The 20,203-nt window shown below is 64.2% G+C and carries 22 protein-coding genes and 1 riboswitch; of the genes, 11 read left to right on the forward strand and 11 right to left on the reverse strand.

Going from position 1 to position 20,203, the window contains the following annotated elements:
* Window positions 1–48: 48 nt before the first annotated feature.
* Window positions 49–126: riboswitch (cyclic di-GMP riboswitch) on the reverse strand.
* Window positions 127–223: 97 nt separating this feature from the next.
* From L858_RS0103135 to L858_RS0103155, 4 genes are all read right to left on the reverse strand, one after another.
* Window positions 224–1,687 (reverse strand): mannitol dehydrogenase family protein, encoded by a 1,464-nt coding sequence (locus L858_RS0103135; protein WP_022681691.1) that lies wholly within the window; start codon window positions 1,685–1,687, stop codon window positions 224–226.
* A gap of 817 nt (window positions 1,688–2,504) precedes the next feature.
* On the reverse strand, window positions 2,505–2,708 hold the full coding sequence (locus tag L858_RS0103145; protein WP_022681693.1) for a DUF3606 domain-containing protein: 204 nt from the start codon (window positions 2,706–2,708) through the stop codon (window positions 2,505–2,507).
* Between the two features lie 4 nt (window positions 2,709–2,712).
* Entirely contained in the window at window positions 2,713–2,859 is a 147-nt protein-coding gene (locus L858_RS21890) for a hypothetical protein (RefSeq protein ID WP_022681694.1), read from the reverse strand.
* On the reverse strand, window positions 2,859–3,353 hold the full coding sequence (locus L858_RS0103155; protein ID WP_022681695.1) for a DUF4142 domain-containing protein: 495 nt from the start codon (window positions 3,351–3,353) through the stop codon (window positions 2,859–2,861). The genes L858_RS21890 and L858_RS0103155 overlap by 1 nt, the downstream gene beginning before the upstream one ends.
* A 213-nt stretch (window positions 3,354–3,566) precedes the next feature.
* On the opposite strand from L858_RS0103155, the gene L858_RS0103165 reads away from it, so the two are divergent.
* On the forward strand, window positions 3,567–4,205 hold the full coding sequence (locus tag L858_RS0103165) for a Crp/Fnr family transcriptional regulator (protein ID WP_022681696.1): 639 nt from the start codon (window positions 3,567–3,569) through the stop codon (window positions 4,203–4,205).
* 165 nt (window positions 4,206–4,370) lie between these two features.
* On the opposite strand, the gene L858_RS0103170 is transcribed toward L858_RS0103165, so the two are convergent.
* From L858_RS0103170 to L858_RS0103200, 7 genes are read right to left on the reverse strand one after another with little or no spacing between them, the layout of a single operon-like run.
* On the reverse strand, window positions 4,371–5,384 hold the full coding sequence (locus L858_RS0103170; RefSeq protein WP_022681697.1) for a UDP-glucuronic acid decarboxylase family protein: 1,014 nt from the start codon (window positions 5,382–5,384) through the stop codon (window positions 4,371–4,373).
* The gene (locus L858_RS0103175; RefSeq protein ID WP_022681698.1) at window positions 5,381–6,472 is read right to left on the reverse strand and encodes a CgeB family protein; all 1,092 of its coding nucleotides are present in this window, start codon (window positions 6,470–6,472) and stop codon (window positions 5,381–5,383) included. Before L858_RS0103175 ends, L858_RS0103170 begins: the two co-directional genes overlap by 4 nt.
* On the reverse strand, window positions 6,469–7,554 hold the full coding sequence (locus tag L858_RS0103180; protein ID WP_022681699.1) for a CgeB family protein: 1,086 nt from the start codon (window positions 7,552–7,554) through the stop codon (window positions 6,469–6,471). Before L858_RS0103180 ends, L858_RS0103175 begins: the two co-directional genes overlap by 4 nt.
* Window positions 7,551–8,669 carry a CgeB family protein gene (locus L858_RS0103185; protein WP_022681700.1) on the reverse strand — a complete coding sequence of 373 codons (1,119 nt, stop codon included), beginning with the start codon at window positions 8,667–8,669 and terminating at the stop codon, window positions 7,551–7,553. Before L858_RS0103185 ends, L858_RS0103180 begins: the two co-directional genes overlap by 4 nt.
* Window positions 8,666–9,763, reverse strand: coding sequence for a glycosyltransferase family 4 protein (locus tag L858_RS0103190; protein WP_022681701.1), 1,098 nt, complete (start codon window positions 9,761–9,763; stop codon window positions 8,666–8,668). Before L858_RS0103190 ends, L858_RS0103185 begins: the two co-directional genes overlap by 4 nt.
* Window positions 9,760–10,815 carry an SDR family NAD(P)-dependent oxidoreductase gene (locus L858_RS0103195; protein WP_022681702.1) on the reverse strand — a complete coding sequence of 352 codons (1,056 nt, stop codon included), beginning with the start codon at window positions 10,813–10,815 and terminating at the stop codon, window positions 9,760–9,762. Before L858_RS0103195 ends, L858_RS0103190 begins: the two co-directional genes overlap by 4 nt.
* Window positions 10,812–11,924 carry an SDR family NAD(P)-dependent oxidoreductase gene (locus tag L858_RS0103200; protein WP_022681703.1) on the reverse strand — a complete coding sequence of 371 codons (1,113 nt, stop codon included), beginning with the start codon at window positions 11,922–11,924 and terminating at the stop codon, window positions 10,812–10,814. The genes L858_RS0103195 and L858_RS0103200 overlap by 4 nt, the downstream gene beginning before the upstream one ends.
* A 206-nt stretch (window positions 11,925–12,130) precedes the next feature.
* On the opposite strand from L858_RS0103200, the gene L858_RS21180 reads away from it, so the two are divergent.
* From L858_RS21180 to L858_RS0103250, 10 genes are all read left to right on the forward strand, one after another.
* Window positions 12,131–12,721, forward strand: a complete 591-nt coding sequence (locus L858_RS21180) for a histidine phosphatase family protein (RefSeq protein WP_028055754.1) — start codon at window positions 12,131–12,133, stop codon at window positions 12,719–12,721.
* A gap of 21 nt (window positions 12,722–12,742) precedes the next feature.
* Window positions 12,743–13,663 (forward strand): beta-xylosidase, encoded by a 921-nt coding sequence (locus L858_RS0103210; RefSeq protein ID WP_022681704.1) that lies wholly within the window; start codon window positions 12,743–12,745, stop codon window positions 13,661–13,663.
* Window positions 13,664–13,677: 14 nt separating this feature from the next.
* Window positions 13,678–14,811, forward strand: coding sequence for an inositol-3-phosphate synthase (locus L858_RS0103215; RefSeq protein WP_022681705.1), 1,134 nt, complete (start codon window positions 13,678–13,680; stop codon window positions 14,809–14,811).
* Window positions 14,808–15,776 carry an MDR/zinc-dependent alcohol dehydrogenase-like family protein gene (locus L858_RS0103220; RefSeq protein ID WP_022681706.1) on the forward strand — a complete coding sequence of 323 codons (969 nt, stop codon included), beginning with the start codon at window positions 14,808–14,810 and terminating at the stop codon, window positions 15,774–15,776. The genes L858_RS0103215 and L858_RS0103220 overlap by 4 nt, the downstream gene beginning before the upstream one ends.
* Window positions 15,767–16,801 (forward strand): Gfo/Idh/MocA family protein, encoded by a 1,035-nt coding sequence (locus L858_RS0103225; RefSeq protein WP_022681707.1) that lies wholly within the window; start codon window positions 15,767–15,769, stop codon window positions 16,799–16,801. Before L858_RS0103220 ends, L858_RS0103225 begins: the two co-directional genes overlap by 10 nt.
* Before the next feature lie 106 nt (window positions 16,802–16,907).
* Window positions 16,908–17,495 (forward strand): SRPBCC family protein, encoded by a 588-nt coding sequence (locus tag L858_RS0103230; RefSeq protein ID WP_022681708.1) that lies wholly within the window; start codon window positions 16,908–16,910, stop codon window positions 17,493–17,495.
* Window positions 17,495–18,685 carry a zinc-dependent alcohol dehydrogenase gene (locus tag L858_RS0103235; RefSeq protein ID WP_022681709.1) on the forward strand — a complete coding sequence of 397 codons (1,191 nt, stop codon included), beginning with the start codon at window positions 17,495–17,497 and terminating at the stop codon, window positions 18,683–18,685. The genes L858_RS0103230 and L858_RS0103235 overlap by 1 nt, the downstream gene beginning before the upstream one ends.
* Window positions 18,686–18,699: 14 nt before the next feature.
* The gene (locus L858_RS0103240) at window positions 18,700–19,506 is read left to right on the forward strand and encodes an SDR family NAD(P)-dependent oxidoreductase (protein WP_022681710.1); all 807 of its coding nucleotides are present in this window, start codon (window positions 18,700–18,702) and stop codon (window positions 19,504–19,506) included.
* Window positions 19,496–19,699 (forward strand): hypothetical protein, encoded by a 204-nt coding sequence (locus L858_RS0103245; RefSeq protein WP_022681711.1) that lies wholly within the window; start codon window positions 19,496–19,498, stop codon window positions 19,697–19,699. Before L858_RS0103240 ends, L858_RS0103245 begins: the two co-directional genes overlap by 11 nt.
* 71 nt (window positions 19,700–19,770) lie before the next feature.
* The gene (locus L858_RS0103250; protein ID WP_022681712.1) at window positions 19,771–20,202 is read left to right on the forward strand and encodes a DUF488 domain-containing protein; all 432 of its coding nucleotides are present in this window, start codon (window positions 19,771–19,773) and stop codon (window positions 20,200–20,202) included.
* Window position 20,203 lies beyond the last annotated feature (1 nt).

Raw genomic sequence — 20,203 nt, forward strand, 5'->3', positions numbered from 1 at the left:
CGCAACATGGCCCAAGGCGACAGGCGCACTCCACAGGAATCTCGGCCCTTCGGCAGCCCCGCTACCTTGCCACCAAGGCCGGAGGCTTTGCGTCCCGGCGTCACCACCGGTTTGCCTTTATCGGGATCGATCCATTTGATCCTTCTGCGCAAACTGACCGGCGCAGGAATCGTTCAATGGAAAACCGCGTTAACCATCAATTTTGTGGTTAGTCTTTGGTAAGTTATGTCGCGGATCTTAAATCGTCCAAAGTCTTGAACGACGATGTCAGCGGCTGAACCAGAACAGGACTGCCAGCAAGGTCACCGAATATTTCCGGCATGGCGACGATCGCCTGCCAATCGTCGCCAGCCGCAAGCAGGCGGTCGGCCAGCGGATCGGTGATCGTCAGATCATGACGCGCCGCATGGGCGATGAAGCGGAGCCAGGCGGCGATCGGCAGGATCAACCGCTGGATCTCGCCGCCGGATGCCAGCCTGTCCCTGATCGTGCCAAGTAGGCGGTAGGGCAGCTTTTGCGATCCGTCCCATGCAATCTGCGACAGCAGGTGCTCGATCGCCGGATTGCGGAAGCGGCGGAGCACGTCCGATATATAGATGTCGAGGTCCAGTCCGGCAGGCGGCTTCAATGTCGGAACGATATCCTCCCGCATCAGCCGTTCCACGAAGCGGGCGAGCCATTCATCGGTCATGGCCTGCGCCACCGTCCGGTGACCGCGCAGCAGGCCGACATAGGCCAGGGTCGAATGCGCGCCGTTCAGCAGCCGCAGCTTGGCCGCTTCGAAAGGGTGCACGTCTTTGGTGAAGGTGACGCCCGCCACGTCGAGCGCCGGCCGCTCGTCGACGAAATCATCCTCGATCACCCACTGGGTGAACCGCTCCCGCTGGATCGGCCATGCGTCGGTCAGGCCGAGTGATTGCGCGACCTTTCGGCGCAAATCCTGATCCGTTGCCGGCGTGATCGAATCCACCATCGCGTTGGGAAAGCGCACATGGTCCTCTATCCAGCGCGCGGTGTCCGGGTCGCGCATCGATGCGAAGTCGATCACCGCCGCACCCAGCTTCCGACCGTTGTCGGTCAGATTGTCGCAGGAAAGGATCGTGGCGCCGGGAAGCCCGCGCCTGCGCCGTTCCGCAAGGCCCGACGCCAGCCAGCCGATGAAGGAGCGGGGAGAAGATAGGTCGGCGAGGTCGCTTCGAATGTCGGGGTGCTGCTCGTCCAGTCGGCCGTCGGGACCGAGGCAATAGCCCTTCTCCGTCACCGTCGAACTGATGATGCGCAACTCGGGCGAGGTCATCGCTTCCATGACCGCCTTCCCCTGCGACCCCGTGAGAATGCGCGTGAGGGAGCCGATGATCTGCAGGCCCGGCTCCTCATCCAGCAACGCGAGGCTGTAGAGTCCGTCCTGTGGGTTCAGGGCTTGCGCAACCTGCGTCGAATGCAGGCTGACACCCGTGATGCCCCAGCGGGGATCATGCGCGAGCAAGGCGTCGAAAGCGGCGGCCTGATGCGCGCGATGAAAGGCACCCGGACCAAAATGAAGCACGCCATTGGCGACGCCCGATCGGTTATAGGCAGGGCGCTTCACTTCCAGAGCGAGGAAGGGAATGGTGGCAGTAGAGAGGCGGGGTGCGGCCTTTTCGCCAGAAGCTGGGTCAAGCGGATTGGGCAGGTCAAGGTCAGGCATCGCAATCTCCTTTGCTCGCTCGTAGCCACTTGTGCCACCGATGGCAATGGCGCTCCGCTTGGGGTTATCCTCACGCGTGCACAGCGGAGCTTGCGAGCGGCCAAGCAAAATTTGCTGTGTCCGTATTTCTCTATCGTCTAAGTAGAGTACGACTGAACGACGCATTGGTCGTGCGTCGGGTGGACCCCACCGGCACAGACCCGCGGCTTTTGATAGGGAAGCAGCTTGCTCCGCGTTACCAACCGCTAAAGCGCACGGTTCAGGGCGACAACGCCGGATCGTGTTCCCCAAGTCGGCGGCTATCGCCGGGAAAGGGGCTGTCATGCCTGGAGAAGTTCTAACTCGCCAACCTGCCGAACGCGGCGCCTATTCCGTGTCGTTGCTGCAAGCCGCAGCGGCGCTTTACGGCATCGATGCAGCGACGGGCCTTTCGCGCCGCCCGGTCGAAGGCAGCAAGTCTCCCATCGGAACCAAGTCTTTCAAATGATCCTGCTCCCGAGCGGAGGAGCCAAAAAGCAGCGCATGCGAATCGCTTGATGGATAGACCGCTATAATACGTTTTCGTCCAATTAAAAAACTTTGGACGTCTGAATCTTATCCACCGACTTCGCAAAGGGCAAGTCGTTGATATTAAGCGAGCAAGAAGAGCTGTAGTGCCTCCCAGCGCGCTACTCCGCGCGTTCGACTTTGACCTCTGTTATTGCGCCGATTTTCTTCCTGTGCGCTATTCGACGTGCGGGCTTTGCCCGCAGTGCGACCCAAACTGGCCCCGCCTCCTTCGCAAGAGGCGGGGCATTTGCCGGGTCACGGCAGCCCTCTACTGCCTTTGTGAGAGATAGTCGGCGACAGCGTTCACGTTGCTGCCGACATGTTCGACCGCCTCCTCCAGCAACGCCCGCGAAGTGTTCAGGCGATGCGACCAATATTGGACTTCTATGTCCCGTTTGAGCGATATCCGCTTGACATTGCTCGGTACCGCAGGACTTGCCGGAGAGCCGGGCACTTGGCGCTCCATCATCATGACATCAACTCCCAGCCTGATTGTTGATTGGCGGCGCGAGGGGATTGACCTTTCGCGGCTGGCCCTTCTCCGTCGCCTGCGTTACTTTTTCATCCTCCGTCCGGCTTTCTTCCTTGTCCGGAGCGGGCGAATTTTCCTGATCCTTGGGCATTAGTGGCCGCCCTTGTCGCCGCCCAGCATCTCGATATGGTGCTTGACCACCGGCACGATCTGCCCGGCCGCGGTCTTCAGCGACGGCACGGTTCCGGTCGAAGCATAGCCCTGATGGAGCGCAAGCGCCTGCCGATGGGCGGCCTTCTGCTGCTCCCAATAAAGCGTGTCGCGTGCCGTGCCGGTCGCCTTCGTCAGCGCGTCTATCTTCATCTGCTGTTCGCCTGCCAGCTTGGGCGGCGCGACCTTGACCTTCGCCTTGGCGGCGGCCGCCTTCAGCATGGCGGTGCTCTTACCATGATCCTGCACCATCATCGTCGCGAAAGAGCGGACCTTCGCATCCTTGGTGCTTTGCAGGACGAGCTTGCTCGACGTCTGCTCGAACAGATCGCTGGCGCCGGCCTTGGCAAGGTAAGCGTTCGGCGCTTCGGCCTGTGCCGCCACCGGCAGCAGCATGGCGAAGCTCGAAATCAGCAGGGATGTTACATATTTCATAGGGGTCGCTCCTCTCGCGATGGAGAGCGATCCGGACGGAAGGATGTTCCGGCATGCCAGCGGATATGGCATAACCTGCATTATTTCCGGCGCCGATCTCTTCGTCGCTTTCTGAACGCCGCCTGACGCAAAATCTTCAGAACAGAACCTATGTGAATTAACCCTGCCGTAAGTTCGTTATCTTGATCGGCCGGGGCATACAGGGAGTCGTCCATGTTCAGCCAGGTCGTGCCGGTTGAAAGCCATGTCCATTTTCGCCCTCACCAGTTTCTGGCGCGGGAGAATGAACAGCCTGAAGCCTTGTTTCAGCTGCAGGAAGGCTGGGCGTGCCGCTATCGCCTCCTGTCCGATGGGCGGCGGCAGATCACCTCGCTGTACCTGCCCGGCGATTATTGCGAGCCGCACTGGCTGCTGGGTAAACTGCCCACCCAGCCGGTGGTGGCGCTGACCAACATCAGGGCGGCAAGGATGCCGTGCCGATCTCCGAGCCATCTCCCTCCGGACCGGCAGCAGCAGTTCTGGAAGATGCTGGGCGACCATATCGAGCGGCAAAGCAACTGGCTGGTTACGCTAGGCCGCAAGACGGCGCTGGAGCGGCTCGCCCATCTGCTGGTCGAACTGTTCGAGCGGATGCGGCACGCGGGCCTGGCCTATGGTCAGCAATGCGCCATGCCGCTGACGCAGATGGAGATTGCCGACATCACCGGCCTGACCCCGGTGCACGTCAACCGCACCTTGCAGACGATGCGGGCCAAGGGGCTGGTGGAGTTGCAGTCCAAATGGCTGCGCATCCCCGACCTTGCCGCCCTGCGGGACGTCGCCGCGGTGACGGTGGGGGAAAGCTTGATCTGACGCTCTCCGGCGGCGAGCCGCTTAGCGCCGATCCGTAGATCGGACGCGCTCGAGCCCGAGCTATTCCGTTCGTTTCGAGCTTGTCGAGAATTGCTTATGCCTTCTCGACGGACACATATCGACTTCGCTCGATGCTGCTCGAAGCGAACGGTGTCGCTTCTGGTATCAGGCCGACAGGCGGGTTTCCTGCACGGGGAGCTCCAGCAGCTGCATGCGCTGCATTTCTTCCGCGAACCATCGTACGGTTTCGGCGAGGCCGGCAGCAAGCGGCACGCGCGGCGCCCAGCCCAGCAGCGCTCTTGCCCGACCGATGTCGGGGCGCCGGCGGCGCGGATCGTCTACGGGCAGGGGATGGTACACGACCTCCGCCGTGGTCGGCACGAGCGCGCGGACCTGCTCCAGCAGCTGGGTGATCGTATATTCTTCCGGATTGCCGAGATTGACCGGGGTGAGCGATACGTCCTTCGCCTCCATCAAGCGGATGAGGCCGTCGACCAGGTCCGACACATAGCAGAAGCTGCGGGTCTGGCTGCCGTCGCCATAGATGGTGATTTCCTGCCCCTCCAGCGCCTGGCAGATGAGGTTCGACACTACGCGGCCATCGCGCGGGTCCATGTGCGGGCCGTAGGTGTTGAAGATGCGCGCGACGCGCACCTCCGCCCGTTGCAGACGCCCGAAGTCGAAGGCCATCGCCTCCGCCGCGCGCTTGCCCTCGTCATAGCAGGCGCGCGGGCCGGTGCAGTTCACCCAGCCGCGATAATCCTCCCGCTGCGGGTGCTGTTCGGGATCGCCATACACCTCGCTGGTGGAGGTGAGGAGGAAGCGGGCGCCGCTCTGTTCCGCGAGCCGCAGCAGGCGGTCCGTGCCGACGACATTGGTGAGCATCGTATGTTCGGGGTCCGACTGATAATGCGGCGGGGACGCGGCGCAGGCGAGATTATAGATGCGCTCGATCCGGTCGGCCTGCTCCACCACCTCGTCGGGCAGCGGATCGGTGATGTCGGCGCGCACGAAGCTGAACCCGGGATGGTTGGTCAGCGCCCGGAGATTGCCGGGCCGCGCCGTCAGCATATTGTCGAGGCACAGCACGTCCCAGCCCTGTTCGAGCAGCCGCGCGCAAAGATGCGAGCCGATGAAACCCGCGCCACCAGCGACCAGTGCTATTTTCTTTTCTTTCATGCGGCATCCTTCCCGATGGTCAAAAGCTGTTCGGCATCGCGGCGCTGCGCGGCCTCTTCGATCAGTTGTTCCAGAAGCTCCGCCCGGCGCGCGCCGCTGTGTTCGGCAAGCACCCGCGCTCTGGCGGCGTGGCCCATGGCGGCGCCGTCCTGGCCGAGCGCCGCGACCACCGCATCGGTGCCCGGGGCGAAGGCGATCTCGCGGCCGGGTTCGAACACTTCCTCAAGGCCCGGCCATATGTCCGTCAGGATTGGCGTGCCGCAGGCAGCGGCCTCGAACAGGCGGACGGAGGGCGACCAGCCCGCAGCGATCATGTCCGCGCGTGTGACGTTCAGCGTGTAGCGCGATGCACAGTAGAAGGCGGGATGATCGGCGGGCGGCAGATGATCGATGCGCTCGACATTCTCCGGCCAGTCGATGTCGGCGGGATATTGGGGGCCGGCGACCACGAAGCATTTGTCGGGCATTCGGCGGGCCGGCTCGATCAGCAGCCGCTCCAGCGTCGGCTGGCGATCGGCGCTGTAGGTGCCGAGATAGGAGAGATCCCAACGCTTCTCCGTTGCGACAGGGCGGTAGTGATCGGTATCGACCGCGCAATAGAGGGCGCGGGCGGCTGGGGCGCCATAGCGTTCCTCGATGAGCCGGAGCGTAGGTCCGCCGGTGAAGGAGAGATAGAGATCGTAACCCGGCATCAGCGCGGGGCTGATATAATCATGCTGCCCGCTTTCCAGCAGCGAGAGGGTAACGGGCGTGTCGATATCGTAGAAGGCGGTGACGTTACGCGCCCAGCTTTGCACCAGCTCCCCCACGCCTACCCCGTCGGGCACGTAGGAGCCGACGATGACCGCATCCGCCCCGGCGATCTCGTCACGCCATTGGGCAAGGCTTTCCAGATCGGCATAAAAGGCGAGCTTGCAGAAATTAGGGTCGGGCATGTCCCGGCTGTTGGCGTACCAGGGCACGTCCCGCTCCAGGAACAGGATGTCGTGCCCGCGCGCGGCGAAGGCGGACAGGAGGGCACGATAGGTTGTGGCGTGACCGTTGCCCCAGGAGGAGGACAGGCTGAGGCCGAGGACGACGAGCTTCATGCCGCCACCACCTTTCTCGCGTGGGCGCGGAGTAGCGCGTCCACCTGTGCTCCGCGCTTCTCATAGACATGGTCGCGCGTGATGCGCAGCCGCGCCGCTTCGCCGATGGCGGCGGCCCGTTCAGGTGTGAGCTCGCGGATAAGGTGGGCCACATCCTGCCCGTCGCGGGCGACCAGCACTTCGCGGCCGGGTTCGAGAAATAGCTCTATGCCCTCCCATGCGTCGGTGATGAGGCAGGCGGCGGCGCCGGCGGCCTCGAACACGCGGGTCGCGGGCGAGAAACCCACGCGCGCCATGCTGTCGCGGGCGATGTTGAGGACAGCGCGGGGCGTGGTGTTGAAAGCGTTATGCTCGGCCGTGTAGACATGGCCGATCGCTTCCACATTGGCGGGCAGAGCGCGCTCCTTCCAGCCATTGCCGCCGATGAGGAAGCGGGCTTCGGGAAGGAGGGAGGCGGCGCGGAGGAAGAACTCCTCGACCCGTGCCTCGCGGTCGGGGAGGCGGTTGCCTAGAAAGGCGAGGTCCGCGCGGAAGCGCTCAACTGGTGGGACCGGATGGTGAGTGTCGGGATCGAGCGCGTTATACACCGCCTCGCACCGCCTCGCGCCGATCGCCCGATAGGCGTCGATCACCGGCGGGCCGCCGCCATAGGTCAGCACCAGGTCGATATCGGGCAGGGCGCGGCGGACGGGGTGATCGGGCGCGGCGGCCATCTCGTCCAGCGTCGCGGCCGCATCCACATCCCAGAAGATGCGCAGCGCGTCCGGGCGAGGCCGCTCCACCAGCGCTTCCGTCAATTCGGTGTCGAACACGCCGACGCCGCTTGCCTTTACCACCACATCGGCATCGCTCATCGCGCCGAGCACGCCTGCAAGGCCATCGGGGGTAGCGGGATAGACGACCACCTTTGCCCATTCAGGCGGATCGATGTCGCGATGCTGCTGGCGGTCGAACGCATCCGGCTCGTAGAAGCTGACCTGGTGCCCCCGTGCGGCAAGCGCCTTCAATATGCCGCGATAATAAGTGGCCGCGCCGTTCCAGTAGGAGGACAGGAGGCTGGAGCCGTAAAAGGCGATCTTCATGCACTGATCCTTTGCTGAACCGTCATCGCGGGGCGGAGCGTATCGACGATGCGCAGCAGCTCGTCGGTGCGGTGGGCGCAGCTGTGCCGCGCCTTGATGGTTTCAAGGCCGTGGCGGGCAAGGCTCTCGCGAAGGGTGGGGTCCGCAGCAAGCGCGCGCAGGTGCGCCGTCATTTCCGCGCCGTTTCGGGCGATCAGATAGTCCTGCCCGCCCCTGAACAGGCCCTCGCTATCCTCCCACGGCGCAGACGCGAGAGGGATGCCGCAAGCCAGCGCCTCGAACATGCGGATCGTCGGAATGCCCGGCAGCTGCGTGGCATAATGGCGACGTGGCACATGAACGGTGGCGAGGTGGCGCGCGAAAATCTCCGGCGCGCGGGCGTTTGCCGCCCAGCCATGATAGCGGATGCCATAGCGGTCGAGCGTGCGCCTTGCCTCCTCCGGGTAGCGGACGCCGTAGATGTCGAGCGGCAGGCCCGCCGACTTTGCGGGGCGGAAGAGGAAATCCTCCAGCTCGGCCGTGCGCTCGCCATCGCCCCAATTGCCGATCCAGACGAGGCCCTCGCGCCGCTGCTCATGGGCGGCGGGGCGGAACAGGCGGAGGTCGGCGGCCTCGTGCCAAGTCCAGACCCGATCGGCCCAGCCCCAGCGGCGATAGACTTCCGACAGTGCCTCACCAAAGGCGAGGATGCCGTCATAATCCTGCAGGTCGAAGGCGCGGATCGCTTGCGGGTCGCTGACAGCGCGATGGTGGGTGTCGTGGAACAGAAGCTGGAAGCGGCCGCCCTGACGGCGCATGCGACCGATCTCCGCAACCAGAGCCGGATCGTTCCATTCATGCACGATCACCAGATCGGCAGCTTCGACCGACGTGCGCCATTCCTCCGACGAGTGGTAGGAAAGGGCGCCAAGTTCCGGATAAGCGCGGCGGAAGGGGATCAAGCCCGCCTCGCCATGATCGGCCAGAAGCTGCGAGAGGCTCCAGCCGTCAGCTTGTTCGCACGCGGTAACGTCATGGCCGCGCGCGATGAGTTCTCGCAGGACGCCGCGCAGGAAATGGGCATTGCCATGGTTCCAGCAGGACAGCAGGCTATGGGTGAAATAGACGATTTTCATGCCGCCCTCCGAGCCGAATTGGGGGTAAGGGCGCCGTAGAGCTGCGCCATTTGGTCGGCCATGTTCTGCGCGCTGTAGCGCTGCGCCCGGATCGCTGCCTCCTCGCCCATTTCGGCGCGCCAGCGTACGTCGCCGATCAGACCCTCGATGACGCGAGCGAAGCCCTTGTCATCGTCAGGCGGGAGGAAGAGCGCGGCGCCGTCCCAGAGTTCGCGGAAGGTCGGTATGTCGGACAGGACGAGCGCGCAGCCCGCCGCTGCCGCCTCCAGCACGGCGAGGCCGAACGGCTCATAGCGCGCGGCGGAAACGAAGACCGGGCGGGCGGAGAGGCATTGCGCCATGCGGTCGCCGTCGACTTGGCCGAGCAGGCACAGATGGCGCGGCTCGACTCTTTCGCCATTGGGGCCGGCGAGTGAGCCGGCTGCCTTGAACGGGATGGCGAGCCGGCCGGCGACCGCATCCATCGTCTGGACATTCTTCGCGCGGTCCCAGAGGCGACCCGCCGTAAAGACGCAATCATGGGGCGCGGAAGGCTGCGGGGGTTTGGTCAGGCGGCCGTTATGCACCGCCATGGGCGCAGTTCCGAGGCCATAGCAGCGGGCGACCGCCTCCCCGAAGGCGGCGGTCGGCACGACGCAGCGGTCGGCCTGCGCCAGCCCCTCGCGCGCGAGGTCGGTTCGCCAGGCGAAATCGGCAGGCATCGGGCCGCTTTCCATCGCGTCCCACCAGGTCGCCATGCAGCTGTGGGTGGCGACGATCAGTGGAATGTCCGGATGACGCGCGCAGGCGAGGGCGGGGGCGTTGACCTGAAATAGATCGGGCCGCAACTCTCCCGCCAATGTCGCCAGCGCCGTCGCCGTCGCCCGCACGCTGGCGGCGTCTGGCGCGGTCCAGTCCAGCGGCAGGCCGGTGTCGATCCATGAGAGCCCCTCTACCCGCTCCATCGCCGCGCGCTGCGCTGCGTCGGGAGAGGGGCCGAGTATCGCAAGCGTCGTGCGGTAGCCGTGCGGAGCCAGTTGCTGCGCCAGGTCCAGCGCATAGGTCCACACACCGCCTACGGCGTCCGCCGTCATAAGCAGGTGGCGCATCGTCATGCCGCCACCTCGCGCACGGCATCAACGCTGTCTCGCCCGAGCCAGTCGATCAGGCGGCCCACGCCCTCCTGCCAGTCGAGCGGGGCGGGCAGGGCCAGCGCCTGGCGGGCCGCGCGGGCATCGGCAACGAACCAGCGCTGATCGCCGGCGCGCCAAGGCGCGGTCTCGATGGTGATGCTGCGGTTCGTCCGCCGTTCGATATAGCCGATCAGGTGGCGCAGGCTGACGGCATTGTCCGGGCCGCCGCCAAGGTTGAAGGCCCGGCCCTTCACGCTCTCGATCCGCTGCCACGCGGCGACATAAGCCTCTACCGCATCGGCCACATAGAGGATGTCGCGCACCTGATGGCCGTCGCCGTAAAGCGTGATCGGCTCGCCCGCGAGCGCCCGTAGCGCGAAATGAGCCACCCAGCCCTGATCCTCCGTCCCGCATTGCAGGGGACCGTAGATGCAGCTCATGCGCAGGACGGCCGTTGGAATGCCGAAGCTGCGCGCATAATCCAGCACATATTGGTCGGCGGCGCCCTTGGAGCAGCCATAGGGGGTGTGGAAGTCGAGCGGCCGCCGCTCATGGACGCCATGCCCCGCCCAAGCCGTATCGACGGGGTGATAACCCCGATCCGTAAGTTGCAGGTCGATATCGCCGAGGTCGCCATAGACCTTGTTGGTCGAGGCGAAGATCAAGGGGATGGAGCGGGCGCGCACCAGTTCGAGCAGGTCGAACGTGCCCATCAGATTGACCTCGAAGTCGCGGCGCGGATCTTCGAGGCTGGTGGTTACCGCCACCTGCGCCGCCAGATGGAAGACGCCGGCCGCAGCGTTCACGCAGTCGCGCAGCATGGCCCGGTCGGCAATATCGGCGATGACCGCCTCCATCCGCTGGCCGTGGCGTTCCTCCAGCCAGCGCAGATTATCCTCGACGCCCGCGCGGGCGAGCGAGTCATAGATGATGACCCGATGGCCCAGGTTCATCAGCCGGTCCGCCAGATTGGCGCCGATGAAGCCCGCGCCGCCGGTGACCAGCAACGGCCGGTCGGATGGCTGCCCGCTCATGCCACCAGTCCTCTGGTTTCCAGCTCGGCGCGCGCTTCGGCGACGCGATCCTCGGCTTCCTGGCAGGCGACCCACTCGGCCAGTTCGGCAAGGCCTGCGTGGAAGTCCTCCTGCGCGGCAAAGCCCAGCCTTTCCATCGCCTGGCTGGTGTCGCAGAAACAGTGGCGGATGTCGCCGATGCGCGCGCGCCCGACGATCTCCGCCTCCAGATCGTTGCGGCCCATGGCGGCGGCGAGGGCGGTTGCAACCTCGCTGATGGATCGGTCGTGGCCCGAGCCGATGTTGAACGTGCCGCCTGCCGCTGCGGGCAGGTCGAGCGCGTCGGCGAAGGCGCGGGCGACGTCGCGGACATGGACGAAGTCGCGGCGCTGCGCGCCATCCTCGAAGATCATCGGGCGCTGCCCATTGAGCAGGCGGGAGGCGAAGATCGCCAGCACGCCGGTATAGGGATTGGAGAGCGCCTGCCCCGGCCCATAGACGTTGAACAGGCGCAGCGTGACGCCCTCCATGCCATAGGGCTCGGTCATGATGTGGGTGACGCGCTCCTGCGCATATTTGCCGAGCGCATAGATGGACGCGAGCGAGGGGCGCTTCCATTCCGGGGTCGGCAGCGGGATCAGGGGATTGCCTTCCGCATCGACCGGGTTCCACTGGCGCAGCCCGTCGCGCACGCCGGAGCGGGCGACTTCCTGGAGCAAATTGCCCTGCTGGTCGCGATAGAGGCCCTCGCCATAAATGCTCATGGAGGAAGCGGTGACGACGCGGCGGACCGGATGATCGATCAGCTTTTCGAACAGCACCGCGGTGCCGACTTCATTGACGGAGGTGTAGCGCTCGACCTCGTACATCGACTGGCCGACGCCGACTTCGGCGGCGAGGTGGATGATGCTGTCGATGCCGACCAGCGCCTTTTCCACGGCCGCGCCATTGCGGATGTCGGCGCGGATCAGCTCAACCTCCGGGGCCAGCGCTTCGGGGCGGCCGGCCGATCCGTGCACCTGTTCGATCAGACTGTCGAGAACGCGGACTTTCTTGCCTCGGCGCAGCAGTTCCTGGCATATGTAACGCCCGATGAACCCCGCTCCGCCTGTTACGAGAACATGCTCCACGCCGACCTCCTCCCGCTGTATGGAATAACGGGGGAAGCAACTTCATCTTCTTCTTCATGTTCCCGACGACCTGTTTGGAAGATAACGCAAGTTATCGCGGTGTAATTCAGGTATTTATCACGGCGGTTAGTTCGTTGCGTTCGGGAACCGAGCATGAAAGGCTGTGGTTAGACAGCATCTATGTTGAAGCTGCTGAATAGCCTGAGATGCTGAACGTCCTTCTTGTCCGTCATGCTGCTCATGACGAGTTGGGACGCGTATTAAGTGGACGTTCCGACCTTCCGCTGAACGCGGCGGGGACTGAACAAGCATTTCGCCTCGCCAAGCATCTCCAACTAGAACCGATTGATTTGGTTGCGACCAGTCCCTGCTTGCGCGCGCGGCAGACCGCTGCGGCAATCGCGCGGGAGCAGGGCGGAGAGCTCGTGATAGAGGACGCGTTGAACGAAATTGATTTTGGAGACTGGACAGGAAGAAGTTTTACAATGTTGGGGAGCGATCCCCTCTGGCACGACTGGAATGAGCGAAGATCGACGGCCCGCCCGCCTGCCGGTGAGAGCATGCGGGAAGCCGTCCACCGTACGGTCGATTATATCGAATGTCGGAAGGAGGACGAGAATGTTCGATCGATCGTCTGTGTCAGCCATGGCGACATCATACGCGGAACGATCGCTCATTATCTCGGCCTCGATCTCAACAATATTCATCGCTTCGATGTCGCCCCGGCGTCGATATCGAAGCTGGAGATAGCTCATGATGATGCTCGCCTCGTCCTGCTCAATCAGCTGGTCGCTTAAGAACAATAAGGAGAAGCAAGGATGATCGAAGCCGCGATGATCTGGAACGAGCCCAACAACAAGTCGCATTGGGACCCGGAACTTGATCCCGACTGGTCGCTCTACGCCGATCTGGTGATACGGGCGGGGGGCGCCATCGCGGATGTCAATCCAGGGCTCACCCGCGTTCTGGGCGGCATGTCACCGATCGATCCCGGCTGGACGCAGCGGATGCGCGAGCATGGTGCCCTCGACGCGGTCGATGTGGTGGCGGTCCACGGCTTCCCGCTCGACTGGAATTTGTGGCCGATCCACGCTTGGCCCGACAAGATCGCGGAGATCGAGGCGGTGGTGCCCGACAAGGAGGTCTGGGTCACGGAGGTCGGCGTCGGCTCCTTCGGCGCGGAGGAAGTGCAGGTCTTCGGCCTCAACCGCACCGCGGAACTGCTGATCGGCCGGGTGCCGCGCATCTACTGGTATTCGCTCTACGACCTGCCACAAAGCTGGGGCGCGACGACGCGGCACCGCGAGGCGGAGGGATCGAGCTATTATCGTCATTTCTACATGGGCCTGATCCGTGAGGATGGCACGCCAAAGCCCGCTCTCGACGATTATGCGAAGGTGGCCGACCGGATGGGCCTGATGCAATGGTTCCATTTCGAGGATCCACGCCTCGATGAAGCGGTCGCGACGATGAAGCGTCTGGGCGTGCGTCACTTGCGCACGGGGCTGAGCTGGGCCGATAGCTTTCGTCCGGGCGCGATCGAATGGTTCGACCGGATGATCGCCGCGCTCGAGCCGTTCGAGGTAACGCTGACCTTCTGCTTCACGCCCGAGCATCTCGGCCTCGCACCGCATCACAGCAGCGCTCCCGTCGATGCTCAGGCCTTCGCCGATTTCTGCGCCTGGGCCATCGAGCGCTACGCACCCGCCATCCCGCAGGCCGCGCAAGCCATCGGCTAATGAAGGAGAGACTTATGCCTGCCATAGCCAATCGGCCGATCCGCCTCGCGATCGTCGGCGTCGGCAATTGCGCCAGCTCGCTGGTGCAGGGGCTTGCCTATTATGCGGAGAAGAACGATGCCTCCGGCCTCATGCATTTCGAGCTCGGCGGCTACAGGCCCGCCGATATCGAGATCGCGGCAGCCTGGGACATCGATGCCCGCAAGGTCGGCCGCGATGTGGCCGAGGCGATTTTCGCGCCGCCCAACTGCACCCAGCGCTTCTGCGACACGGTGCCGCCGAGCGGCGTGCAGGTCGAGATGGGCGCGGTGTTCGACGGCGTCGCCGATCATATGGATGAGGCACCCGAACATCGCACCTTTGTCACCGCCGAAGCCGAGCAGCCCGACCGCCATATGATCGTGAACCGGCTGCGGGAGGTCGGCGCCGATGTGCTTATCAACTATCTGCCCGTCGGGTCACAGGTGGCGAGCGAGTTCTACGCCGGCTGCGCGCTGGAAGCGGGCGTCGCCTTCGTGAACGCGATTCCGGTGTTCATCGCCAGTGAACCGGAATGGGCGGCACGCTTCGAAGCTGCCGGGGTTCCGCTGATCGGCGACGACATCAAGGCGCAGATGGGTGCGACCATCGTCCATCGCGTGCTCACCGACCTGTTCGCACGACGTGGCGTGACTCTGGACCGGACCTATCAACTGAATACCGGCGGCAATACGGATTTCCTCAACATGGCGAACCGGACAAGGCTTCGCTCGAAGAAGATCTCCAAGACCGAAGCGGTTCAGGCCGTTGCCAAGTCCCGGCTGGACGAGGACAATATTCATATCGGGCCATCCGACTATGTGCCGTGGCAGAATGATAACAAGGTCTGCTTCCTGCGCATGGAAGGGAAGTTATTCGGTGACGTGCCCATGAACCTCGAACTGCGCCTGTCGGTCGAGGACAGCCCGAACAGCGCGGGCGTCGCCATCGACATGATCCGTTGCGCGCGCGTGGCGCTGGATCGCGGCATCGGCGGTCCGGTCATTGCGCCATCCGCCTGGCTATGCAAGCACCCGCCCGAGCAGATGAGCGACGATGCCGCACATGCCGCGATGGAGGCCTTTCTGGCGGAAAGGCCGGCCGCACAGCTGCGCGAGGTTCGTGCATGACGGGCCATTCGATGCGCGCCGCCATCGTCACGGGCCCCGGGGTGGTCGAGATCGATCATGTGCCGCTGCCGACGCCCGGAAAGGGACAGGTGCGCGTGAAGCTGGAGGGATGCGGCGTCTGCGCGTCGAACCTCACGCCATGGTCCGGGCCTGAGTGGATGCAGTTTCCGACGGCGGCTGGGTCGCTGGGGCATGAGGGATGGGGGACCATTGACGCACTCGGCGCGGAGGTCACTGATCTGCGCGTGGGCGACCGTGTCGCGGCGCTTTCCTATAACGCCTATGCCGAGCAGGATTTGGTGGATGCGAGCGCCGTCGTGCGCCTGCCCGAAGCGTTGGGCGATCAGCCCTTCCCCGGCGAGCCGCTGGGCTGCGCGATGAATATCCATGCCCGCGCTGATATTCATGCCGGCCAGACGGTGGCGATTATCGGCATCGGCTTTCTGGGCGCCCTGCTGACGCAGCTTGCAGCGAAGGCTGGCGCCCGTGTCATTGCCATCGGGCGCCGGCCGTTCGCGCTTGATCTTGCCCGGCAGTTCGGCGCGGCCGAGACGATCCCGATGGACGATCATTACGCGATCATCGATCAGGTGCGCGAGCTTACCGGCGGTCGCTTCTGCGACCGGGTGATCGAGGCTGTCGGCATGCAATGGCCGCTGGATCTTGCAGCAGAACTGACGGCGGTGCGTGGGCGGTTGATCGTGGCGGGCTATCATCAGGACGGGCCGCGGCAGGTCAATATGCAGCTGTGGAACTGGCGCGGCATCGATGTGGTGAACGCGCATGAGCGCGACCCGCAGGCCTATATCCAGGGCATGAGGGACGCACTGACCGCCGTGGAGGACGGACGGATCGACCCAAGGGCGCTCTACACGCACCGCTATCCGCTCGACCGGCTGGGCGAGGCGCTCGACGCCACCCGCGACCGTCCCGATGGCTTTATGAAGGCCCTGATATGTCTCTGACCTCTGCTCAACCGACCCTCATTACAGAGCCGAAGGCGGCACCTCTCCGCCTCGGTTTTCTCGGCACAGGCTGGATCGGACGGCATCGATTGGGCGCGCTCGCCAGTCTGCCGCATGTGGAGGTCAGCGCCTTGTCCGACCCGGACGCATCCTGTCTTGCCGCCGCTCGCGACCTTGCCGCCGACGCGGAGATCGCCGCCGACCTCGACGCGATGCTCGCGCTTGATCTGGACGGGCTGGTGATCGCGACGCCGAGCGCGCTCCACGCCACGCAGGCCATCCGCGCGCTGAACGCCGGCATCGCCGTATTCTGCCAGAAGCCGCTCGGCCGCAGCGCGAGTGAGGTCAGCGACGTGATCAGTGCCGCCCGGTGCAACGATCGCCTGCTGGGCATCGACATGTCCTACCGCTTTACCGAAGCGGTGCAGGCCGTCCGCCGGCTGCTGGATCAGGGGACGCTGGGTCATGTGCACAGCATCGATCTGACCTTCCACAACGCCTATGGGCCGGACAAGCCGTGGTTCTACGATCCGCTGGAGTCGGGCGGCGGCTGTGTCATGGACCTTGGCATTCACCTGGCCGATCTCGCCCTATGGCTGCTGGATTTTCCCGAGGTGGTGAGCGTCAGCAGCGCGCTCAAGAGCAACGGCCGTCCGCTGCTGGATCGCGGGGCGGCTTGCGAGGATTATGCGACCGCCATGGTCGAACTCGCGAGCGGAGCAACGCTGCGCCTCACCTGTTCGTGGCGGCTTCACGCCGGGCAGGATGCGATCATCTCGGCCGCCTTCTACGGCACCGAGGGCGGCGCGCAGATCCGCAATATGGACGGCTCCTTCTACGACTTCGCTGCAGAGTATATGCGGGGTACGTCCTGCGAGCGCCTGACCTCTCCACCCGATGATTGGGGCGGTCGCGCGATCGTCGACTGGAGTAATCGGCTTGCGGTCGATCGCGGCTTTGACGCCGGTGCGGAACGGCTGCTTGATGTCGCGCGGCTGCTCGACAGGATCTATGCCGGGGCCTGACTCATCCATGTTAACAATGGGATGCTTTGCCCTCTTTTGTCGGTGTGAGGTGGAACGGCACGCGGCGTGAACTGGTTGCTGCCCTACCAATCACAGGAGGGTCGGCATGGAAGAGATCCAGAGCCGGGGCGATGACGCCCCGCTCAGCACGGCGAAGCATGGAGACACGGCAGGTCGGGCGAGCGAAACCCTGGCGGAGGCCAAGGGCGACAGCCTGGTCGGCAAGACGGTAACGATCGATCGTCCTCGGGAGGAGCTTTATTCCTTCTGGCGGGACGTTGGCAATCTTCCCCATTTCATGGAAAATGTCGTCGCGGTGGAGCCGCTTGACGATCGCCGTTCCCGCTGGGAGGTCAAGGCGCCCGGCGGCACGACGGTGGGATGGATTTCCGTGATCACCGAAGACAAGCCGGGCGAGTTGATCGCCTGGGCATCGGAGGAAGGGGCCGATGTGCCCAATAGCGGCCGCGTCGAATTTCGCGATGCGCCGGACGGGCGCGGTACATGGGTGACCGCGACCATCCTCTATGACCCGCCCGCCGGCATCGTCGGCAAAGTCATCGCCAAGATTTTTCAGCGCGAGCCCGCCATTCAGGCCCGCCGCGACCTGCGCCGCTTCAAACAGCTGATGGAAACGGGCGAGGTCGCGACGGCGGCACGCAACCGGCGCGAATATGAGGAGGAACAGCAATAATGCGTGCGCTCACCTGGCATGGCAAGCATGACGTCCGCGTCGAAACCGTCGATGATCCCGAAATCGTCAACCCGCGCGACGCCATCATCCGCATTACCTCGACCGCGATCTGCGGGTCGGACCTGCACCTTTATGACGGCTATATCCCGACGATGCAAAAGGGCGACATCCTCGGCCACGAGTTCATGGGCGAGGTGATCGAGGTGGGATCGGGATCGACGCTGAAGAAAGGTCAGCGCGTCGTCGTTCCCTTCACCATTTCCTGCGGCAACTGCTTCCATTGCGGCAAGCATCAATATTCCGCCTGCGACAATGGCTTGCCTGCCGACAATCAGGATATTGCGCAGTCGATCTACGGCCATCCGATGGCAGGGCTGTTCGGATACAGCCATATGACGGGCGGCTATGCAGGCGGGCAGGCGGAATATGTGCGTGTGCCCTTTTCCGACGTCGGGCCGATCGTCATTCCCGATGGCGTGGACGACGACAAGGTCCTGTTCCTCTCCGACATCCTCCCGACCGGCTGGATGGCTGCGGAAAATGCGGAGATCGAGCCGGGCGACACGGTTGCTGTCTGGGGCTGCGGCCCGGTAGGCCTGTTCGCCGTCCAGTCCGCCTTCCTGATGGGTGCAGAGCGGGTGATCGCCATCGATCACTTCCCGCGCCGCCTGGAACTCGCCCGCCAGTTCGGGGCCGAGACGATCAATTATGAGGAAAGCAAGACCTACGACGCGCTGATGGAGATGACCGGCGGCATCGGCCCAGACGCCTGTATCGATTCCGTGGGGCTGGAGGCGCATGGCGCCTTTGCCGACAATATCTGGGATCAAATCAAGGTATCGACCTTCATGGGCACCGACCGCGCTCATTCGATCCGGCAGGCGATTCTGGCCTGCCGCAAGGGCGGGCGGGTGTCGATGCCGGCAGTCTATGGCGGCTTCGTCGACAAATTCCCCCTCGGCGCCTTCATGCAGAAGGGGCTGACGCTGAAGACCGGGCAAACGCATGTGCAGCATTATATGCCCGCGCTGCTCAACGCCATCATGGAGGACAAGATCGATACGACCTTCCTCATCAGCCACCGCATGCCGCTGGAGGATGCGGCCGAAGGCTATCGCATGTTCCACGACAAGCAGAATGAAGTGACCAAGATCGTGCTGAAGCCGGGCATGCAGCCCGCGGCGGCCTGAACGGAGAAAGACTTATGGCTTCGGACAAGTTCGCCATCGTTACGGGCGCGTCCACAGGGATTGGTTTTGAGCTGGCGCATCTGGCGGCGCAGGACGGCTATGATCTGCTGGTCGTCGCCGACGAGGCGCTGATCCACTCGGCCGCGCAGGATTTCCAGCGGCATGGCACGAATGTGCAGGCGGTGGAGGCCGACCTTTCGACGCTGGAGGGCGTCGACAAGCTGCTTGCCAGCGCCAACGGGCGGCAGATCGATCTGCTGTGCGCTAATGCCGGGGCCGGACTCGGCCACAGCTTCCTTGAGCAGGATGTGGCAGGATGGCGTCACGTCGTCGACACAAACATCACCGGCACGCTCTATCTGCTGCAGAAGGTCCTGCAGCCGATGGTCGGCCGGAATGAGGGCAAGGTGCTGATTACGGGTTCGATCGCGGGTTTCCTTCCCGGCTCCTTCCACGCGGTCTATAATGGTACCAAGGCGTTTATCGACAGTTTCGCCGACGCGATCCGGAACGAGATCAAGGATGCGGACGGGGTCACCGTCACGACGCTGATGCCCGGCGCTACCGACACCGAATTCTTTGAGCGTGCGGACATGCTCGACACGAAGGTCGGCGTTCAGGAGAAGGACGATCCTGCCAAGGTCGCCAAGGATGGCTGGGACGCGCTGATGGACGGGAAGGCGCATATCGTGTCCGGCTGGAAGAACAAGCTTCAGGCCGCCGCCGCCCATGTCACGCCCGCAGCCATATTGGCGGAGCAGCATCGCAAGATGGCCGAACCGGGCACGGCCGAGAAGGTGGAGAAAGACAATGGACAGTGACAAGCACCGCCACGACCCCGACAACGCCGACACGCCTCGGGGCCCGCTGGGCGACGCAATGCCCGGACGGGAGAAGGAAGACCCTCGCACGGTTGGCGGGCAGGGCCAGGAACGGCCGGAAGAACGCCCGATGGTAGGCAGCGTGAAACCGGAGGATTATCCCGAGCAGGACCGCAAGGATTCCGCGCCTTGATCGTTCGTGCTCCTGCGAAGGCAGGAGCAGATGCACTTTAATACCCGCCTGGGCCTCCCTAAATCCCGCTCATGAAAATTTTCACGATCGGCTATGAGGGCGCCACCCAGGCGGACGTCATAGCAGCGCTCCAGGCGGCGGGCATCACCTTGCTCGCCGATGTTCGCGCCGTTCCGCTGTCGCGCAGACCGGGTTTTTCGAAGAACATCCTCGCCGCCGGGCTGAAGGAAGCAGGGATCGATTACGTCGGGCTGAAGGCGCTGGGGACGCCTCCGGCTGGGCGCGATGCGGCGCGCAAGGGTGATCACGCCAAGCTGGCGGAAATCTATGAAAGCCAGCTGGAACTGCCCGAAGCGATGCTTCAGGCAGCCCAATTGATCGATATGGCGGCGGAACGGCCTACCGCCCTGCTGTGCTTCGAGCGGGAGGCGGCGGGATGCCACCGCTCCCTGCTCGTGGAAGCGATCCTCCCGGATGCCGAGAGGATCGATCTTACGCCTTAAG

It is taken from the genome of Sphingobium bisphenolivorans (genome assembly GCF_000412635.1).
GTDB lineage: Bacteria > Pseudomonadota > Alphaproteobacteria > Sphingomonadales > Sphingomonadaceae > Sphingobium > Sphingobium bisphenolivorans.

What these genes read in the sequence shown, in the direction of transcription:
- L858_RS0103215 (WP_022681705.1), top strand. Translation starts at nt 13,678, where the DNA reads ATGCCTGCCATAGCCAATCGGCCGATCCGCCTCGCGATCGTCGGCGTC.
- L858_RS0103210 (WP_022681704.1), top strand. Translation starts at nt 12,743, where the DNA reads ATGATCGAAGCCGCGATGATCTGGAACGAGCCCAACAACAAGTCGCAT.
- L858_RS0103220 (WP_022681706.1), top strand. Translation starts at nt 14,808, where the DNA reads ATGACGGGCCATTCGATGCGCGCCGCCATCGTCACGGGCCCCGGGGTG.
- L858_RS0103240 (WP_022681710.1), top strand. Translation starts at nt 18,700, where the DNA reads ATGGCTTCGGACAAGTTCGCCATCGTTACGGGCGCGTCCACAGGGATT.
- L858_RS0103165 (WP_022681696.1), top strand. Translation starts at nt 3,567, where the DNA reads ATGTTCAGCCAGGTCGTGCCGGTTGAAAGCCATGTCCATTTTCGCCCT.
- L858_RS0103250 (WP_022681712.1), top strand. Translation starts at nt 19,771, where the DNA reads ATGAAAATTTTCACGATCGGCTATGAGGGCGCCACCCAGGCGGACGTC.
- L858_RS0103230 (WP_022681708.1), top strand. Translation starts at nt 16,908, where the DNA reads ATGGAAGAGATCCAGAGCCGGGGCGATGACGCCCCGCTCAGCACGGCG.
- L858_RS0103135 (WP_022681691.1), bottom strand. Translation starts at nt 1,687, where the DNA reads ATGCCTGACCTTGACCTGCCCAATCCGCTTGACCCAGCTTCTGGCGAA.
- L858_RS0103155 (WP_022681695.1), bottom strand. Translation starts at nt 3,353, where the DNA reads ATGAAATATGTAACATCCCTGCTGATTTCGAGCTTCGCCATGCTGCTG.
- L858_RS0103195 (WP_022681702.1), bottom strand. Translation starts at nt 10,815, where the DNA reads ATGAGCGGGCAGCCATCCGACCGGCCGTTGCTGGTCACCGGCGGCGCG.
- L858_RS0103225 (WP_022681707.1), top strand. Translation starts at nt 15,767, where the DNA reads ATGTCTCTGACCTCTGCTCAACCGACCCTCATTACAGAGCCGAAGGCG.
- L858_RS0103235 (WP_022681709.1), top strand. Translation starts at nt 17,495, where the DNA reads ATGCGTGCGCTCACCTGGCATGGCAAGCATGACGTCCGCGTCGAAACC.
- L858_RS0103185 (WP_022681700.1), bottom strand. Translation starts at nt 8,669, where the DNA reads ATGAAAATCGTCTATTTCACCCATAGCCTGCTGTCCTGCTGGAACCAT.
- L858_RS0103145 (WP_022681693.1), bottom strand. Translation starts at nt 2,708, where the DNA reads ATGATGATGGAGCGCCAAGTGCCCGGCTCTCCGGCAAGTCCTGCGGTA.
- L858_RS0103190 (WP_022681701.1), bottom strand. Translation starts at nt 9,763, where the DNA reads ATGACGATGCGCCACCTGCTTATGACGGCGGACGCCGTAGGCGGTGTG.
- L858_RS0103175 (WP_022681698.1), bottom strand. Translation starts at nt 6,472, where the DNA reads ATGAAGCTCGTCGTCCTCGGCCTCAGCCTGTCCTCCTCCTGGGGCAAC.
- L858_RS0103245 (WP_022681711.1), top strand. Translation starts at nt 19,496, where the DNA reads ATGGACAGTGACAAGCACCGCCACGACCCCGACAACGCCGACACGCCT.
- L858_RS0103180 (WP_022681699.1), bottom strand. Translation starts at nt 7,554, where the DNA reads ATGAAGATCGCCTTTTACGGCTCCAGCCTCCTGTCCTCCTACTGGAAC.
- L858_RS21180 (WP_028055754.1), top strand. Translation starts at nt 12,131, where the DNA reads ATGCTGAACGTCCTTCTTGTCCGTCATGCTGCTCATGACGAGTTGGGA.
- L858_RS0103170 (WP_022681697.1), bottom strand. Translation starts at nt 5,384, where the DNA reads ATGAAAGAAAAGAAAATAGCACTGGTCGCTGGTGGCGCGGGTTTCATC.
- L858_RS21890 (WP_022681694.1), bottom strand. Translation starts at nt 2,859, where the DNA reads ATGCCCAAGGATCAGGAAAATTCGCCCGCTCCGGACAAGGAAGAAAGC.